The sequence below is a fragment of the Buchnera aphidicola str. Ua (Uroleucon ambrosiae) genome, from assembly GCF_000225465.1.
GTDB lineage: Bacteria > Pseudomonadota > Gammaproteobacteria > Enterobacterales > Enterobacteriaceae > Buchnera > Buchnera aphidicola_B.
In genome coordinates, this window is the sequence record NC_017259.1 from 382,274 (window position 1) to 400,856 (window position 18,583).

The 18,583-nt window shown below is 24.2% G+C and carries 12 protein-coding genes; 3 read left to right on the forward strand and 9 right to left on the reverse strand.

Annotated features, from left to right (window positions below; all coding sequences use genetic code 11):
- Positions 1-20 precede the first annotated feature (20 nt).
- Positions 21-1,814: an ATP-binding cassette domain-containing protein gene (locus BUAMB_RS01715; RefSeq protein ID WP_014500057.1), complete on the forward strand. Its 1,794-nt coding sequence runs from the start codon at positions 21-23 to the stop codon at positions 1,812-1,814.
- A gap of 53 nt (positions 1,815-1,867) precedes the next feature.
- Here the strand turns inward: BUAMB_RS01715 and BUAMB_RS01720 are convergent, their stop codons facing one another.
- The 3 genes from BUAMB_RS01720 to BUAMB_RS01730 all read right to left on the reverse strand — a co-directional run bounded on the left by BUAMB_RS01720 (position 1,868) and on the right by BUAMB_RS01730 (position 7,332).
- Positions 1,868-2,812, reverse strand: coding sequence for a rhodanese-related sulfurtransferase (locus BUAMB_RS01720; protein ID WP_014500058.1), 945 nt, complete (start codon positions 2,810-2,812; stop codon positions 1,868-1,870).
- Between the two features lie 55 nt (positions 2,813-2,867).
- Positions 2,868-5,720 carry a valine--tRNA ligase gene (locus BUAMB_RS01725; RefSeq protein WP_014500059.1) on the reverse strand — a complete coding sequence of 951 codons (2,853 nt, stop codon included), beginning with the start codon at positions 5,718-5,720 and terminating at the stop codon, positions 2,868-2,870.
- A gap of 103 nt (positions 5,721-5,823) precedes the next feature.
- Entirely contained in the window at positions 5,824-7,332 is a 1,509-nt protein-coding gene (locus tag BUAMB_RS01730) for a leucyl aminopeptidase (protein WP_014500060.1), read from the reverse strand.
- 257 nt (positions 7,333-7,589) lie between these two features.
- Here BUAMB_RS01730 and argF point away from each other — a divergent pair, with 257 nt between their 5' ends.
- Both argF and BUAMB_RS01740 read left to right on the forward strand, forming a co-directional pair.
- Positions 7,590-8,606 (forward strand): ornithine carbamoyltransferase, encoded by a 1,017-nt coding sequence (argF, locus tag BUAMB_RS01735; protein WP_014500061.1) that lies wholly within the window; start codon positions 7,590-7,592, stop codon positions 8,604-8,606.
- Positions 8,607-9,375: 769 nt separating this feature from the next.
- Positions 9,376-9,762, forward strand: coding sequence for a Rid family detoxifying hydrolase (locus tag BUAMB_RS01740; RefSeq protein ID WP_014500062.1), 387 nt, complete (start codon positions 9,376-9,378; stop codon positions 9,760-9,762).
- A gap of 52 nt (positions 9,763-9,814) precedes the next feature.
- Here BUAMB_RS01740 and BUAMB_RS01745 read toward each other — a convergent pair whose 3' ends face one another.
- From BUAMB_RS01745 to infB, 6 genes are all read right to left on the reverse strand, one after another.
- Positions 9,815-11,623: a DEAD/DEAH family ATP-dependent RNA helicase gene (locus BUAMB_RS01745; protein ID WP_014500063.1), complete on the reverse strand. Its 1,809-nt coding sequence runs from the start codon at positions 11,621-11,623 to the stop codon at positions 9,815-9,817.
- Positions 11,624-12,027: 404 nt separating this feature from the next.
- Positions 12,028-14,118 (reverse strand): polyribonucleotide nucleotidyltransferase, encoded by a 2,091-nt coding sequence (pnp, locus tag BUAMB_RS01750; protein WP_014500064.1) that lies wholly within the window; start codon positions 14,116-14,118, stop codon positions 12,028-12,030.
- Between the two features lie 145 nt (positions 14,119-14,263).
- Positions 14,264-14,533, reverse strand: coding sequence for a 30S ribosomal protein S15 (gene rpsO / locus BUAMB_RS01755; RefSeq protein ID WP_014500065.1), 270 nt, complete (start codon positions 14,531-14,533; stop codon positions 14,264-14,266).
- A 107-nt stretch (positions 14,534-14,640) separates the two neighbouring features.
- The gene (gene truB, locus BUAMB_RS01760) at positions 14,641-15,579 is read right to left on the reverse strand and encodes a tRNA pseudouridine(55) synthase TruB (protein WP_014500066.1); all 939 of its coding nucleotides are present in this window, start codon (positions 15,577-15,579) and stop codon (positions 14,641-14,643) included.
- A gap of 39 nt (positions 15,580-15,618) precedes the next feature.
- Positions 15,619-15,978, reverse strand: a complete 360-nt coding sequence (rbfA, locus tag BUAMB_RS01765) for a 30S ribosome-binding factor RbfA (protein WP_014500067.1) — start codon at positions 15,976-15,978, stop codon at positions 15,619-15,621.
- A gap of 33 nt (positions 15,979-16,011) precedes the next feature.
- Entirely contained in the window at positions 16,012-18,567 is a 2,556-nt protein-coding gene (gene infB, locus BUAMB_RS01770) for a translation initiation factor IF-2 (RefSeq protein WP_014500068.1), read from the reverse strand.
- Between the last annotated feature and the right edge of the window lie 16 nt (positions 18,568-18,583).

The window sequence follows — 18,583 nt, forward strand, 5'->3', positions numbered from 1 at the left end:
TTTAAAGGATTAAACAATTTATGTCTTTGATTCATTTGAAAAATGCTTATTTAACATTTAATAATGTAAACATCCTGAAAAATAGTACATTATCTCTTAAAAAAAATGAAAGAGTATGTTTAATTGGAAAAAATGGAACTGGTAAATCAACTTTATTAAAAGTCATTAATAAACAACAAGATTTAGATCTTGGTGATGTTATTTATAAAAAAAATATAAAAATATCTTATTTAAAACAAGATAATCCTATAAATCTAAATATCTCCTTAAATGATTTTATTTATGAAGGATTTAATAATAAAACATACAATGAAAAACACCACATAAAAAATATAATACAAATAAATAAATTTATTGAATTAATTAAATTAAATAAATATTCTTTACTATCCGATTTATCTGGAGGTTTATTAAGAAAAGCAACTTTAGCACGTACATTAATAGGAGAGCCTGATATACTTTTACTAGATGAACCTACTAATCATTTAGATATAAAAACTATTCAATGGCTAGAAAAATTCTTAAAAAAATTTTCTGGTAGTATTTTATTTGTATCACATGATAGAAATTTTATTCAAAATATATCTACTCGTATTGTAGATCTAGATCGCGGAAAATTAATTTCTTGGCCAGGAAATTATAACAATTTTATCAAACTAAAAAATGAAAGCAATCGTATTGAAATAATACAAAAAAAATTATTTGATAAAAATTTAAATAAAGAAGAACAATGGATGAAAAAGAATCTTAAGGCAAGATCTACACGAAATGAAGGAAGAGTGCAAAATTTAAAAATTTTAAGACAAGAAGATCATGATTATAAAAAAATAGAAATATTGAATAGTATTTCAATTAATGAATCTAAAAAATACATAGGAAAAATTGTTTTTAAATTAGAAAATATAAAATATTTAATTAATAAAAAAATTATTATCCAAAATTTTTCATCAATTGTTCAGTATGGAGATAAAATTGGATTAATCGGTGATAATGGATGTGGAAAAAGCACATTAATTAAAATTTTATTAGGAATAAATCAACCTAAAACAGGAAAAATTTACATAAGTAATCAATTAAAAATATCATATTTTGATCAAAACCGATCTGCTTTAAATCTAAATAAATCTATTATTGAAAATATATCTTATGGTAAAGAGTATTTTTCTTTAAATGGTAAAGAAATACATATAATAAGTTATCTAAAAAACTTTCTTTTTAAACCTAATCAATTAAAATCTTTAGTGAAAACATTATCTGGTGGAGAATGTAATAGATTATTGCTAGCTCAATTATTTTTACAACCTAGTAATGTCTTAATTCTTGATGAACCAACAAATGATCTAGATTTAGATACTTTGCAATTAATAGAAAAAATTATTATAAACTATACAGGTACTGTTTTAATTGTTAGTCATGACGAAACTTTTATTAATAATACAGTTAATAAATGTTGGTTATTTAAAAAAAATGGACATATTGAAACTCATTTAGGAAATTACAAATCTTTTAAAAAAACAAATAATAATTTAATAATCAAACAAAAAATATGCCATGTTTCTTCAAAAAATATAAAAACAAAAATATCAAATACTTTAATCAAGGAATTAAATCAAACATTACATAAAATAGAAAAAATAGAAGAAATAATTAAAAATTTACAAAAATTAATTAATGAACCAAATTTTTTTAAAAAAAAATTAGAAGAAAAATTACCAATACTTCACACATTATCTAAAGAAGAAAAAAAACTAACACACAATATGATGTATTGGGAAAAATTAGAAAAAAAAATACATCAAAAAAATATTACATGATATTAAAATCATCATATAAAAATTATTTTTATTTTTAAAAAGCATCAAAAATATTATTTTTGTAATGCATAATTTTTCATACATAATGTAGAACAACATTTTTGAAAATATATCATGCATTGATAACATTGAATAAAAAGAAGATGACATAAATTATATTGACAGTTCACATAAGTATCAGCAGGTTGATTACATTGTTGACAAAAAGATATTATTTCATTTGAAATTTTTTCACTCATGCGATAATCAAAAACAAAATTACTTCCCTTGAATAAAATTGGTAATCCTTTTTTTTTAGCATCATGTACATAACCAAGAATTCCTCCATCTATGTGATATATATTTTTAAAACCATTAAAAAGCATCCAAGCAGTTGCCTTTTCACAACGAATACCACCAGTACAATACATAACAATGTTCTTATTTTTGGCATAACTCATTACCTTTATTACAGTTTTTAACTGTTCACGAAAAGTTGAGCTTTTAATTTCTATTGCATTTTCAAAATGACCAATAGCATATTCATAAGAATTTCTCATATCAACAAAGATCGTATTTTTGTCATTTAACATTAAATTTACAGTTTTAGATTTAATATAAATACCAACATGATCAGGATTAAAAAAATCTTGCGTAATACCATCTTGTACAATTTTATGTCTAATTTTAACAGATAGAACCCAGAAAGAAGTATTATTATTTAATGCTTTATTAATACGTAAATTTTTTAATTGAGTATCTAATTGAGTTAAAAATTTTATTAATAATGAATAATATTGTTTTGGAATACTTATTTGCGCATTAATTCCTTCTTGAGCAATATAAACACGTCCTAAAATATTATATTGATTAAAATATTGATAAATTATATCTCTATATTTTTTAACATCATGAATGATAAAATATTTATAAAAAGATAATGTTAAACGTTCATCATTGTTAGATAAGATACGTTTTTTTAGTTCATTTCTAGAAGTAAGATTATGTAGAATAGACATATACAATACCTTTAGTTAATGTAATAAAATAAGACATAAAATTATTTTATACAAATTAATTTTGTAAAACTTTTATTTGATTAGATATTTTTTTTAATGTGTCATTTAATTCTAATAATTTATTTTTTTCTTGATTAACTATATTTATTGGAGCAAATTTTAAAAAATTTTTATTAAAAACTATATTTTGAATTTTAGATATATTGATTTTAATTTTATTTTTTTCTTTTTTTAAACGTTCTAATTCTTTTTCTTTGTCGATTATTTTTATAATTGGAATAAAAATTTCTACTCCATCTATAATTTCTTTAATACATAAATCTTTATTATATGTTTCAAAAATAATAGTAATACTATCTAAAAAAGATATACTTTTTATAAGTAATATATTTTCTTTAATAATTTTTTCTTTTTCATTATTTATATTATATATAAATAATGGTAATAATTTATTAGAACGAATATTCATTTTAACTCTGATATTTCTTAAAAAAATAACAATCTTTTTTATCCAGTTCATATTTGTTAATATTTTTTTATCAAATAAATTTTGATGATATTCTGGAAAAGGTTCTAACATAATTGTTTTTTTTGTAATATTTTTTATCAATTTAATACGTTGCCAAATAATTTCTGTTATAAAAGGCATCACAGGATGTGAGAGTTTTAAAATAGATTCTAGAACATATATTAAAATATTTTTAGTAGAATTAATTTCTTCAGGTACGCTTATTTTAATAATTACTTTTACAAATTCTAAATACCAATCACAAAAAATATTCCAAATAAAATCATATAAAATATTAGATGCAATATCAAATCGATAAGTATCTAATGATTGACGATATAATTTTATTGTATGATTCAATTTTATTAAAATCCATTTATTTACTAAAATCATATCATCATTCATATTAAATTTTATAAACTGATGATTTTGTGTATTATTTATAACAAATCTACTAGCATGCCACAGTTTATTACAAAAATTACGATATCCTTTTAATCGATTCATGTCCCATTTTATATCACGTGTACTAGAAGCTAACGCTAAAAATGTAAAACGTAATGCATCTGTTCCAGTAGATGTAATACCTTCTGGAAATTGTTTTAAAGTGCATTGAATAATTTTATTAGATAATTTTGGATTTAATAAATTTTTTATTCTTTTTTTAATTAAGTTATTTAAAGAAATTCCATCTATCATGTCTAATGGGTCAATAACATTTCCTTTTGATTTCGACATTTTTTTTCCATATTCATCTCGAATTAATCCTGTTATATAAATATTTTTAAAAGGTACTTCTGGATGATTATGTTTATCTTTAATCAAATACATTGTTAACATAATCATTCTAGCTATCCAAAAAAAAATGATATCAAATCCACTTACTATAATGTTAGTAGGATGAAAAATTTTTAAAAACTTAGTTTTTTTAGGCCATCCTAATGTAGAAAAAGTCCATAAACCCGAAGAAAACCATGTATCTAATACATCAGTATCTTGCTCTAATAATATATTTTCTGAAATATTATATTTTTGACGTATTTCTTTTTCATTTTGTCCAACATATATATTTTTTTGATCATCATACCAGACTGGAATACGGTGTCCCCACCATAATTGACGAGAAATACACCAATCTTCAATATTATTCATCCAAGATAAATACATTCTTTCATATTGTTCTGGTATAAACTTAATTTTTTTATTTTTTACAGCATGAATAGCTTCTTGAGCTAATTTTGATGTTTTTAAATACCATTGATTTGTAAGAATAGGTTCGATAATAGAATCGCTTCTATCACTATAAGGGACAACAATATCAGATCCTTCAACATGTTCAATTAATTTTAATTTTTCTAATTCTTCAACAACTTTTATTCGTGCTGATAAAATATCTAACTGTTGAAATTGATATGGAATATATGCGCTATATTGATCAGATATTTCACCTTTATGATTATAAACTTCAGAACTAGACTTAATACGACCATCAAGTGTAAAAATATTAATCATGGGTAATTTATGATTTACACCTACTGTATAATCATTGAAATCATGCGCAGGAGTAATTTTAACGCAACCAGTACCTTTTTCTAAATTAGCATATTGATCTCCAATAATAGGAATTACTCTATTTACCAAAGGAGATAACACAAATTTTCCAATAAGAAAACTATAATTCGGATCTTTAGGATTAATAGCAATAGCTGTATCGCCTAATAAAGTTTCAGGTCTAGTAGTGGAAACTACTAAATATTTCATTTTATTTCTTATAAGAAAATCATTTTGAATAATTGGGTAACGAATAAACCATTTTTTTCCTTTAACTATACGATGATCAACTTCTAAATCTGAAACTACAGTTTCTAATTTTGTATCCCAATGTACTAATCTTTTTTTTTGATAAATAAAGTTATTTTTATAAAATATAATAAAAGCTTCTCTTACAGCAATAGATATTTCAGGATCTAAAGTAAATTTTTCATGCTCCCAATCAACTGATATACCTAAACGTCTCATTTGTTTTTTTATAATATCGCTAGATTTTTTTTTCCATATCCAAATTTTTTTTATAAATTCATGTCTACTATAATCTTTTTTAGTTTTTTGTTCGTCTAAAAATATTTGACGTTCAACTAATATTTGCGTTGCGATACCTGCATGATCTGTTCCAACTTGCCAAAATGTGTTTTTTCCTTGCATTCTATGATAACGAATTAAAACATCCATAATAGTCTGTTGAAATGCATGACCCATATGTAGACTACCTGTAATATTAGGAGGAGGCATCATGATGCAAAATGTTGTTTTTTTTGTATAATCAGGTTTAAAAAATCCATTTTTTTCCCAAAAATTATACAAAGATTCTTCAAGATATTTAGGATTATAATTTTTTTCCATAATTTTGTACTATTATTTTTTAATAAAAAAGAAGGCGATATTGCCAGATATCAATAAAAAGATTTTTATATTTAACAAATAATTATTTATTGGTTTTTAATATTTATTCATCATAATTATTTAGTTGATTCAATAAAAATTGACATAATAGTTCTACAGGACGTCCAGTTGCGCCTGATTTTTTATTAGACGTCCATGCAGTACCAGCAATGTCTAAATGTGCCCATTTATATTTTTTTGTGAAATTCGAAAGAAAACAAGCTGCAGTTATGGCTCCAGCAGAACTTGTTCCAGTATTAGAAAAATCTGCAATATTAGAAGTTAATTTTTTTTGATATTCTGAAACTAATGGTAAAGACCATACTTGATCATTTGTTTGTTGTGAAGCAAGATATAATTGTTTTTCAAGATCTTGATTATTGCTAAAAAGACCACTAATTGATTCTCCTAAAGCTGTAACACAAGCTCCAGTTAATGTAGCAATATCAATGACTATGTCAGGAGCAAAACGTTCTACATATGTTAATGAATCACATAAAACTAAACGTCCTTCTGCATCTGTATTTAATATCTCTACTGTTTTACCTGACATAGTAGTTAACACATCTCCAGGTCTAAAAGCTTGACTTCCCGGCATATTTTCACAACCAGATAAAATACCTATTATTGTTAAAGGAAGTTCTAATTCAGCTACCATAATTAATATACCATATACAGCTGCAGCACCACACATATCATATTTCATATAATGCATATTAGCAGAAGGTTTTATAGATATCCCACCAGAATCAAATGTTAACCCCTTTCCTACTAAAACAATGGTTTTTTTTGTAATAATATCTTTTCTAGAATATTTAATTATAGACATAAAAGATTTATTCCTTGCTCCGTTGCCAACAGCTAAATATGCATGCATTCCTAATTTTTTCATTTGCTCCATATCAATAATTTCGATAGTAATATTTTTTTTATATTTTTTGTATAATTTTTTTACTTCATAAGATAAATATAATGGATTACAAATATTTGGTGGTAAATTGCTTAAATTTTTAGCTGATTGAATACCATGACTGATTGCTAATGAATGTTTTAAAGATACTTGTGCATGATGTAAATCATATTTTATCAGTACGTTAAAAGTAATATGATTTATATTTAAATTATTTTTTTTAACGCTATTTATTTTAAGAATATTATAGAAACTATTTTCTATAGAAAGCAACAAAACTCTAATAATCCAATATATGTTATTATTAACATCAATAATTAATTCTGAAAAAGAATAAATTACATTTTTGACAGCAAGCTTTTTTAACACTTTTGTACTGCTTTCTATAATTTTTTTGAAATCTGATTTATGTATTTTATTTTTATTTCCACAACCTACTAATAATATTCTTTTCGAAATAATATTAGGTATATTGTATAATAAAAGTGTTTCTCCTATTTTACCTTGAATATCACCTAACTTAACTAAAGATGAAATATAATTATCACTGCATTTATTTAAATCATGTAAAGATTCAGAAAATTCACATGATGAAAAAATCGCTAAAATAATGCAATCAGTATTTTCTTGCTCTAATAAACAGTTTTTTACAAAAAAATTCATAGCATTTTCACTTATTTTAAAATAGTTTATTCAATTTAACACGATTAATATTAAAATTTTTCTTACTAAAAAAAAGAATATATTTTTATATGCTGCTAATATTTTAATATAATATTCAATCAAAATGTTTTATTTTTTTTTAAAATTTTATTTATATAATTTAAATTTAATATAAAATATTATATACTATAAAAATAATTTTTCTTCAATTTGAATTTATAAAAATATATTTTCATATTAACAATGAGTTTTTAATTATGAACAATCTTTATAAACGTAATTGTTTAAGACTATTAGATTTTAATTTATTAGAGTTAGAACATATAATTAAATTATCTAAAAAATTAAAACAAAATAAAAAAAATAATGAAGAAATTCAATTACTTAAAAAAAAGAACATTGCTTTAATTTTTGAAAAAGAATCAACTAGGACAAGATGTGCTTTTGAATTAGCTGCATTTGATCAAGGAGCACATATTACATACCTTGGACCAGGTAGTACTCATATTGGAAAAAAAGAATCAATTGAAGATACAGCAAAAATACTTGGACGTTTATATGACGGCATTCAATATAGAGGACATAATCATAAAACAATAGAAATTTTAGCAAAATATTCAAAAGTTCCAGTTTGGAATGGATTGACTGAAAAATTTCATCCAACACAATTATTTGCAGATTTATTAACTATACAAGAAATATTTCCAAATAAAAAATTTCATGAAATAAAATGTGCATATGTTGGAGACACGCGTAATAACATAGGAAATAGTTTGTTAGAAGCTGCTTTATTATGTAATTTCGATCTTCGTTTCATTGCACCTAAAAAATATTGGCCAGAAAAAAAACTATTAAAATTTTATCAAGCAAAAACAAGCGATCATACATCAAATATAATATGTACTGAAAATATTCAACAAGGAGTAAAAAATGTAGATTTTATATATACTGATGTTTGGGTTTCAATGGGAGAATCTAAAGAAACTTGGAAACAAAAAATTCAATTATTACATAATTATCAAGTCAATTCTGCAATGTTAGATATGACTAATAATCCAAATGTAAAAGTATTACATTGTCTTCCTGCTTTACATGACGATAATACTGAAATTGGGAAAGATTTGTTTAAAAAATATGGATTTAAAAATGGAGTAGAAATAACTAATGATGTATTTCAAAAAAATGAAAAAATTATTTTTGAACAAGCTGAGAATCGATTACATACTATAAAAGCAATTCTCATATCTAGTTTGTTAAAACAAATAAATTTTTAAAATATAGTTTTATAAATTACAATTAAAAATTTTATATTTTTTTTGTATGTATATTTACATAATTCATAATATTGTTTAATAATTGATATAAAATAAAAGTTATTTTGATTATATTTCAATTAATTAAACTTAAACTTATACTTATTTATAAGATTACTTAAAATCTTCATTTAAATATTAATATTTTTCAATTAAAACAATATAAAATATAATATCTCTTTAAAAACACAATAATTCTAATTATGAGTTTAACATTATTTAATTAAAAATATGTGATATTTTAACAATAAAAATTAAACAAATTATACACTTAAATATTATGAAATATATTTATATAATTATTTCTTCAAAAAGTATACTTTTTGAATAATTTATTTAATAAATTTATATATAAAAATATTTAAATGTTATTTTCAAAACAATCATGAAATACAGTTCAAGATAAAATAATAAAAGTATAATTAATTATATAAATTAAATATTTTAAAAAATGATGTTATAAATTTAAACTGATCTATATTGATAACAAACTATTATAGTTATTTAGATAGACTGAAATAAAAATATATTAATATAAATTCAAAAATATTATTTAAAAGTAATAAAAAAAAAATCTAATAAAAAATTTAAATAATCTATAAAAATTTATACGTATTACTAATTATTTTAATCAATATATATATATATAAAAAATATAGGTATTATAAAAAGGTATGTAAAAAAACAATCTTTTCATAAATATTCTTATTAAAAAAAAGTGATAATTCAAATGAATAAAATAATAAAAACACAAACAGCCCCCAAACCTATTGGACCTTATTCTCAAGCTATTCAAATTAATAACATGATTATATTATCAGGGCAAATACCTATTGATATTATATCTCATCATATACCAGATAATATTGCAGAACAAACTTATCTTGTATTAAAAAATATTAAATCAATTTTAATACATGCAAAATTTGAAATTAAAGATATTGTTAAAATAACAATATTTACAACTACTTTAAAAAAAATTAATATTATTAATGAAATTTATAAAAAATTTTTTTTAGATCATACATCAAATTTTCCAGCTCGATCTTGTGTTGAAGTTCAAGCGTTACCTAAAAATGTAAAGATAGAAATTGAAGCAATGGCATTTAAAACATAGTTGATTATTAATTAAAAATTAATATGCCGCAAAGCGGCATAAAAATAAAGTACTAGATATTTCTACGACGACTAAAAGATGATTTAAGTTCATTTTTTTTAGAAGCGTTAGTTTTATTTGTATTCTTTTCAGAAATAAAACGATTACTATTTTTATCTCGATTAAGTATAACACGATTAGATGTTTTACTTTCATAAGCACGAGTATCTCGTAATAATTTTATGTGAATTAATTTATTCAAAATTCTAGTACGAGCAAATTTTTGTAATAAATCTTTTGAGGAGCCTTTAGGCAATTCAATTGTAGAATAAGAAGAAAAAAGTTTAATATTTCCGATATTACGACTATGCACATTTCCTTCGTTAGCAATTGCTCCAACTATATGACGTACTTCAACACCATCATTACGACCTACTTCTATACGATATAGCTCTATTTCTTTACATTCACGACGTTCACGACGTAATCGATTATTATTTCTTTTATCTTCACGTCGACGATCATCTCTTAAAAAACTCTCACGAGGAGATGGACGTTTAATTAAATCTTTTTTAATAATTAAGGGACGTTCACCTTGTGCCATTTTTAATAAAGCTGCAGCTAAAGTTTTAATATCTAAATCATCTATCGAATACAATTTATCTAATAAAGCACTATATTCGTCTAAATCTCGACTTTCTAATTGTTGTTGAACTTTTTTTGAAAACTTTTCAAGACGTCTTTTACATAATAAATCTATATTAGGTAATTGTACTTCTGGAATAGATTGTTTAATAGTATATTCTATATTACGCAATAAACGACGTTCTCGGTTTTCAACAAATAATAATGCTCGACCTGTTCGACCTGCTCGACCTGTTCGACCTATACGATGTACATACGATTCTGAATCCATTGGAATATCATAATTAATAACGAAACTAATACGATCAACATCTAAACCACGAGCAGCAACATCAGTAGCAATTAAAATATCTAATCTGCCATTTTTTAATCTTTCTAAAGTTTGTTCTCTTAATGCTTGATTCATATCTCCATTTAACGCAGCACTATTATATCCGTTTTTTTCTAATGCTTCAGCAACTTCTAAAGTTGCATTTTTAGTTTTCACAAAAATTATTGTTGCAGAAAAATCTTCTACTTCTAAAAAACGAATTAATGCATCAGTTTTTCGACCATATACCATCCAGTAACTTTGTTTTATGTCTGGACGCGTAGTAATATTTGATTGTATTTTTATTTCTTTTGGACTATTCATAAATCTTTTGGAAATACGACGTATAGCTTCTGGCATAGTAGCTGAAAATAATGCAGTTTGATGTTTTTTTGGAATTTTTGTCATAATTGTTTCTACATCTTCTATAAATCCCATACGCAACATTTCATCTGCTTCATCTAAAACTAAACCATGTAAGTTGGAAAGATTAAGCGTTCCTCTTTTTAAATGATCTAACAAACGACCTGGAGTACCGACTACAATTTGAGGACCTTGTCGTAAAGCACGCAATTGTAAATCATATCTTTGACCACCATACAAAGGTAATACATTAATACCAATCATATATTTAGAAAAATCTGAAAATGCTTCAGCTACTTGAACAGCTAATTCTCTAGTAGGAGCTAAAACTAAAATTTGAGGGGCTGTTAAATTAATATTAAGATTATGTAATAAAGGTAATGCAAAAGCAGCAGTTTTACCACTACCTGTTTGAGCCATTCCTAATACATCATGTCCATTTAAAAGCAAAGGAATACATGCTGCTTGAATAGGAGAAGGTTTAACATACTTCATTTCGTTTAAAGATTGAATAAGAAAAGAATTTAAACCAAGAACAGAAAATGTGCTTTCAATATGAGTCATGCAGTAGATATGCCTTTTAAGTTACAGTAGCCAGTCTACATAGCTCATTATGAAAATAATGATTTATTCTCATTGAAAAGTGTGAACCGGCAAAAATTAAATGATCTAAAAAATAACATTATTGAACTTGTTTATATTTATCAATAATAATATTTATTAGTTGTTATTAATAATAATTTTAAATATATAATATCTATATACAAAACATTAGCAGTTTATTGAAATTAATATATTAACATTTACAAAATATTATTAAAATAATATACATTAAATTATATACGATTTCTATTTATATGGTACTATCTGAATAGATATAAATCTATATTTTATTGAAAAAAACATAAATAATATTTAAATTAATATATCACACATATAATAATATTATTTTTTATTATTTTATTAGATTAAATAGAATTGTCTATCTCTTTAATACTTAATCTTAAACGACCTTGACGATCTATCTCTAAAACTTTAACAGATATAACTTGATCAAGTCTTAAATGATTAGAAACTTTATCAACTCTTTTTTTAGAAATCTGTGAAATATGTACTAATCCTTCTTTACCAACACCAATAGATACAAAAGCACCAAAATCAACAATACGAGTTACTTTTCCAGAATAAATACGCCCTACTTCAATTTCTGCTGTAATTTCTTCAATTCTACGAATAGCATTATTTGCTCTTTCTCTGACACTTGATGATATTTTCACTGTTCCATCATCTTCAATTTCAATAATCGTTCCAGTTTCTTCAGTTAACATACGAATAACAGAACCTCCTTTTCCTATTACATCTTTAATTTTTTCAGGATTAATTTTAATGGTATGGATACGAGGTGCAAATTCAGATATCTCACTTCTTGATTTACTTAATGCTTGATTCATTACATTTAAAATATGCAATCTAGCTGATCGTGCTTCATTTAAAGCTGTATGTATAATTTCATGAGTTATACCTTCTATTTTCATATCCATTTGTAAAGATGTAATGCCTTCTTTTGTACCTGCGACTTTAAAATCCATATCACCTAAATGATCTTCATCACCTAAAATATCTGAAAGTAAAACATATTTTTTACCTTCTTTTATTAATCCCATTGCTATTCCAGCGACAGCAGATTTAATTGGAACGCCAGCATCCATTAAAGCTAGAGAAGCACCGCAAACAGATGCCATTGAAGAAGAACCATTAGATTCAGTAATTTCAGATACTACTCTAATAGTATAAGGAAAATCATTTAATGTAGGCATAACAGCTAAAAGACTTCTTTTAGCAAGACGACCATGTCCAATTTCTCGTCTTTTAGGTGATCCGACTATTCCTATTTCTCCAACAGAATATGGCGGAAAATTATAATGAAATAAAAAATTTTCGATTCTATCTCCTAATAATTCATCTAAATTTTGAGCGTCTCGAGATGTACCTAATGTCACAGCGACTAAAGATTGAGTTTCACCTCTAGTAAATAAAGCCGAACCATGTGTACGAGGTAAAATACCAGTACGAATATCTAAAGCGCGAATCATATCTTTTTCACGTCCATCAATACGTATTTGATGATTTAATATACGTTTTCGAACGATTTTTTTTTCGATATTTTGTAATATATCTTCTATAACTAATATATCAACATTTAAATCATCTTCTAAACACACTTTAATGACTTCTTCTTTAATATTATTTAATTTTTCAAATCTTTCTTGTTTATTAAAAATTAAATAAGCATTACTTATATTTTGTTGTGACAAACTAGTTATTTTTGATTCTAATATTTTATTGATTTCTGGATATGACATTACCCAAGGTAATTTACTAGCTTCATTAGAAAAAGAACGAATATTATTAATAACTACTTGTTGTTGTTGATGACCAAAAATAATAGCTCCAAGCATTTGTTCTTCACTAAGTATTTTAGATTCAGCTTCTACCATAAGAATTGCATTTTGTGTTCCTGAAATTACTAAATCTAAAGAACTATTTTTTATGTCATCACTAATGGGATTTAAAATATATTGATTATTAATTAAACCTACTCTAGCAGCACCGATAGGCCCATAAAATGGAATTCCTGATAAACTGAGTGCTGCAGATGCACCTATAATTGAAATAATATCAGGATTGATTTGTGGGTTAACTGATACTACTGTAACTATTATTTGAACTTCATTTAAAAAATTTTTTGGAAACAATGGACGAATAGGACGATCTATTAATCGAGCAATTAAAATTTCATTTTCACTTGGACGTCCTTCTCTTCTAAAAAAACCACCAGGTATACGACCTGCAGCATATGTACGTTCTTGATAATTTACAGTTAATGGAAAAAATTTTTGTCCTGAATATATTTTTTTTTGCCCAACAACAGTGACAAAAACTGCTGTATCATCCATACTAGCCATAACTGCAGCGGTAGCTTGTCGAGCCATTACACCTGTTTCTAACGTAATAGTATGTTGGCCATATTGAAATTTACGTATAATTGGATTTAACAAAATAATATCCTTAACATGAAATACATTTTAATAAAAAATATTTTACTCAAATATTTTAAATTAAATTGTAAAAAAGGGCTAATAAAGCCCTTTATAAAATATACTTGTATTAATATAAAATTTTATTTTTTTCTAAAATAATTATCTATCGTCTTAAATTTAAATTTTCAATTAAAATAGTATAGCGATCTATATTTTTTTTCTTTAAATAATCTAATAATTTACGACGTTTTGAAACCATATTCAAAAGACCTCTTCGACTGCAATGATCTTTTTTATGTTCAGAAAAATGCATTTGAAGATGATTGATTTGTTTCGTTAATAATGCCACTTGTACTTCTGTTATTCCACTATCTTTTTTTGATTTCCCATATTTTAAAATAATGTTTTGTTTATTAATGCTAGATAAAAACATGTAATAACACTCCATATAATATATTTAAAACTATATTAAATTTATATTAACTTTTTTAATAATTTTAAAATAATATCATGCTAATCTTAAATTTAATAGTGAATAACTTAATTAGCAGCATGTGTAGAAATTAAGCGATATGGAATTAATAACTTACCCTGTTTAATTTCTCCTAAACCAATAAATTTTTTTCTTTCCTCTATTACGCGTACTAAACCATCTTTTATATTAAAATTCAATTTGACTGTTTGACCTAAAGCGAAATTATAAGATTTTTGAGTAGATAAGCATATTCTAGGTAAAAAAGATATTGGACTATCTACAGGCATTAATAAACTATCTATTTTTTTAAAAAAATCAATATTATTTATATTATTTTCATTTTTTAATGTATATAAACTAGGCAATGTAATTAATTGATTATTACAATATGAAGCTACTTGTAATCGTCTTAAAAAAATCACATGAGCACCACAACCTAATTTTTCTCCTAAATCATCAATGAGTGTGCGAATATATGTTCCTTTTGAACATAATATTTTAAATTCAATTAAATTTTTTTCTTGATGAACAGAATATATATCATGTATTATAATTTTTCTTGTTTTTCTTTGAACATTTAATCCCTTACGGGCATATTTATATAAAGGCAAACCTTTATATTTAATTGCTGAATACATTGAAGGCATTTGATTAATAGTACCAATAAACTCATTAATTGATGATATAAGTTTTAAAGAATCAAATAAAATAGGGCGTTTTTGTATAACAACACCATCAGAATCAAAAGTAGACGTTTTTTCACCTAATTTAGCAATAACATGATATCTTTTATTAGATTGCATTAAATAATGCGAAAATTTTGTAGATTCTCCAAAACAAATAGGCAACATTCCTGTAGCTAAAGGATCTAAAGTTCCAACATAACCTGCTTTTTTTGCATTAAAAATAATTTTGACTTTTTGTAAAGCATTATTTGAAGATATACCTTTAGGTTTATCTAATAATAAAAGCCCATGTACATTGCGTTTTTTATAAAAAAACATCTATTTTACCTTTTTTATGAAACATTACATATATACTTATTATTTTTTTATTACTTTTTTTAAAAGTAATGAGATGTTATTTCCTTTTAATAAAGTATCGTCATAATAAAAAATAATATTAGGCATGATTCGTAATTTCATTTTTTGACATAATAATTTTCTAATATAACCAACAGATTTATTTAATATAATTAATATTTTTTTAATGTTAATTGACTTATTAGTATCAAATAAACTTAAAAATACTTGAGCATGAGATAAATCTTTAGAAACTTTGACTGAAGATACTGTAATCATAGTTATAATACGAGGATCTTTAAGTGAAACTTGAATAATATGCGATATATTTTTCTGCAATTCTTGAGCAATACGCATAGACCTATTAAACGGCTTTTCCATAATTATCTAACCAAATAAAATATAAATAATAATTTATAATGTTCTTTTAATTTCTTTTACTTCAAACACTTCTATAATATCTCCAATACATATATCATGATAATTTTTTATCCCAATTCCACATTCTAATCCATTACGTATTTCATTTACATCTTCCTTAAAACGTCTTAAAGATTCTAATTCACCCTCATATATAACTATATTATTTCTTAAAATATGAATAGGATTACTACGTTTAATAATACCTTCTATAACCATACAACCAGCTATTAAACCAAATTTAGGAGATTTAAATATATTTCTAATTTCAGCTAAACCAATAATGTTTTCTTTATATTCAGGTGATAATAAACCAATCATCGCAGCTTTTACTTCATTTAGTAAATCATAAATTACTGAATAATATCTTAAATCTAAATTTTCTGTATGAATTATTTTTTTAGCAGCAGCGTCTGCACGAACATTAAATCCTAAAATAATAGCATTTGATGCTAAAGCTAAAGAAGCATCTGTTTCTGTAATTCCTCCAATACCTAAACTTACAATATTAATTTTTACGTCACTAGTAGATAATTTTAGTAACGCCCCAGAAATAGCTTCTAAAGAACCTTGTATATCCGATTTAAGAATGATTTTTAATTCAGAAATATTATTTTTATTTATACTATCAAACATATTATCTAAATTAATTCTATTTTGATTTAATAATTTGATCTCACGAGATTTTGCTTTACGATATAAAGCTACTTCTTTTGCTTTTTTTTCATCACGTACTACAGTAATAATATCTCCTGAAAAAGGCACTTTAGATAATCCCAAAATTTCTACAGGAATAGAAGGCCCTACACTATTTACTTCATGACCGTTTTGATTATATAACGCTTTAACGCGACCATATTCAAAACCACATAATATTATATCTCCTTTATTTAAATTTCCTTTTTTTACTAAAACAGTAGCTATAGGTCCTCTTCCTTTATCAAGAAAAGACTCTATAACAATTCCTTCTGCCATTCCAGTAGATACTGCTTTAAGTTCTAACATCTCTGCTTGAAGTAAAATAGAACTTAATAATTTGTTAATACCCGTTCCTGTTTTTGCAGAAATAGATACAAATATATTTTCACCTCCCCATTCTTCTGAAAGAATGTTGTACTTCATTAAATCATTTTTTATTTTTTTAATATCAGTATCAATTTTATCAATTTTATTAATAGCAACTATGACAGGAACATTAGCCTCTTTTGCGTGCTGAATTGCTTCAATTGTTTGCGGCATTACTCCATCATCTGCTGCTACAACTAACACAACAATATCAGTTAACTGCACGCCACGAGCTCTCATAGCAGTAAATGCTGAATGTCCAGGAGTATCTAAAAAAGTAATCGCACCTAAATCAGTTTTTACATGATAAGCACCAATATTTTGTGTAATACCTCCAGCTTCATAAAATGCAGTTTTTGTTACACGAATATAATCTAATAATGAAGTTTTTCCATGATCGACATGTCCCATAATAGTGACTATTGGAGCTCTAATAACAAAAATATTATTTCCTGTATCACGATCTTTCATTATGAGTTCTTCTAATACATTTTCTCGACGTATAATAACCTTATGACCCATTTCTTCTGCAATTAATTGAGCCGTATCTTGATCAAGAATATGATTAATTGTGCCTAAAATACCTATATTCATCATATATTTTATTACTTCAGAACTTTTTACAGCCATTTTATTAGCTAAATCTGAAACAGAAATTGTATTGCTAATAATTACATCTCTATTAACAACAGATTCTGGTTTTTGAAAAACCTGTTGTAATAAAATAGGTTTATTTTTTTGTTTTAAAATTTTTTTATTACGATGATTAATACGAGCATCTTCTTTATGAAATTTTCCATGATAAAATTGTTTGTTATTTTTCTTTTTACGATAATTTTTTAAAGTTCGATTATGATTTCTTTTATCTATTTCCACTGCTCTATCATTATCATCTTCAGCTTGACGAGCATGTAAAAATGTTGTTAGATGATAATCTTTTTTTTCTTCTTCGTAAGAAGACCAATTTTCTTTTTTATGTTTAGTTCTTTTTTTATTATTTATATCAAAAATGTTTAATTCAATATTATTTTTTAATTTTTTCTTTTTGTCATCTTGTTTTATTACTTTACATTGATTTTTTTTTTGCACATTAGGCAATATAATATTATTATTTTTTGATTCTACATTTTCAAAATTATTAATGTGTTTATTTTCTATATTATTATTTTCTGTTATTTTTTTAAAAATATTTCGATCTTTATTTTTTGTATAAGTTCTTTTTTTTCTAATCTCTACTTGTACAGATTTATTTTTTCCTCCAATAGTTGATACATTTAATATACTACGTGTTTTTCTTTGCAAAATTAAAGTGTCTAAAGAATATTGTTTTTTTGACTCTAAATATTTTAATAAAAGATTTTTTTCAAATACACTAATATTATCATTATGATCTTTTTTTATACCTATATTAGATAATGCTTCTATTAATTCATTAGTTGCTATTTTAATTTCATCAGACAAAACTGTTAAACTTATATCTGGCATACTATTTTCCTATTTA